This window comes from Micromonospora sp. NPDC048843 (assembly GCF_040649965.1).
GTDB lineage: Bacteria > Actinomycetota > Actinomycetes > Mycobacteriales > Micromonosporaceae > Micromonospora > Micromonospora hortensis.
Genome location: NZ_JBEZGJ010000389.1, coordinates 1 through 1,105 on the forward strand (window position 1 = coordinate 1; position 1,105 = coordinate 1,105).

A 1,105-nucleotide genomic window follows, 5' to 3' on the forward strand; every position below is an offset into this window, starting at 1 on the left:
CACGCGAATCGGCCCGAGCGGCAACGATATTCGGCCAGCCGAGGATCGACCATTGCCCACGGGCCCGTGGAACGACACAGGCCGACCGGCGTCACGATGACGTCGATCGGCCTGAGCGCGGCCCCACCGGGCCGAAAGCGCTACCGGATCACCGCCCTCAGCCGAGCAGTTTCCAGTCCTCGAGGCCCTCGTAGAGCGGGAGGTCCAGAGCCAGTTTGGAGACCCGTGCGCGCAGTGCGTCGAGGTCGGCGTTGCCGGCCAGGGCGGTGGCGATGATGTCGGACACCTCGGTGAACTCGGTGTCGCCGAAGCCGCGGGTGGCCAGTGCGGCGGTGCCGATACGCAGGCCGGAGGTGACCATCGGCGGGCGCGGGTCGAACGGAACGGCGTTGCGGTTCACCGTGATTCCGACCTCGTGCAACAGATCCTCACCCTGCTGACCATCCAGAACGGAGTTACGCAGGTCGACCAGCACCAGGTGCACATCCGTTCCGCCGGTGAGCACGGTGATTCCGCGATCGCGGACGTCGGCGGCGGTGAGCCGCTCGGCCAGGATCTTCGCACCCGACAGGGTGCGCTCCTGCCGCTGCTTGAATTCCTCGGTGCCGGCGATCTTGAACGCGGCGGCCTTGGCGGCGATCACATGCATCAGCGGACCGCCCTGCTGGCCCGGGAACACCGCGCTGTTGAGCTTCTTGGCGAACTCCTGCTTGGCCAGGATCAGACCCGAGCGGGGACCACCGAGAGTCTTGTGCACGGTCGAGGAGACGATGTCGGCGTGCGGGACGGGTGAGGGGTGCAGCCCGGCGGCGACCAGACCGGCGAAGTGCGCCATGTCGACCCACAGGTAAGCGTCGATCTCGTCGGCGATCTCGCGGAAGGCCGCGAAGTCCTGGTGCCGGGGATAGGCCGACCAGCCGGCCACGATCACCTTGGGTTGTACCTCGTGGGCCTGTTTGCGCACCTGATCCATATCGATGCGATGGTCCTGTTCGGAAACGCCGTACGAATGGACCTCGTAGAGTTTGCCGGAGAAGTTCAGGTCATGCGCCAATGTGTCGCCGGGACATCGTGCGAGCGGATCGCGCCGGTGACCGCGGCCGAC

1 protein-coding gene is annotated in these 1,105 nt (G+C 67.1%); it reads right to left on the minus strand.

Going from position 1 to position 1,105, the window contains the following annotated elements; translation table 11 throughout:
* Positions 1–157 precede the first annotated feature (157 nt).
* Positions 158–1,054 (minus strand): serine hydroxymethyltransferase, encoded by an 897-nt coding sequence (locus AB0C20_RS36315; protein WP_357569734.1) that lies wholly within the window; start codon positions 1,052–1,054, stop codon positions 158–160.
* Positions 1,055–1,105: the final 51 nt, after the last annotated feature.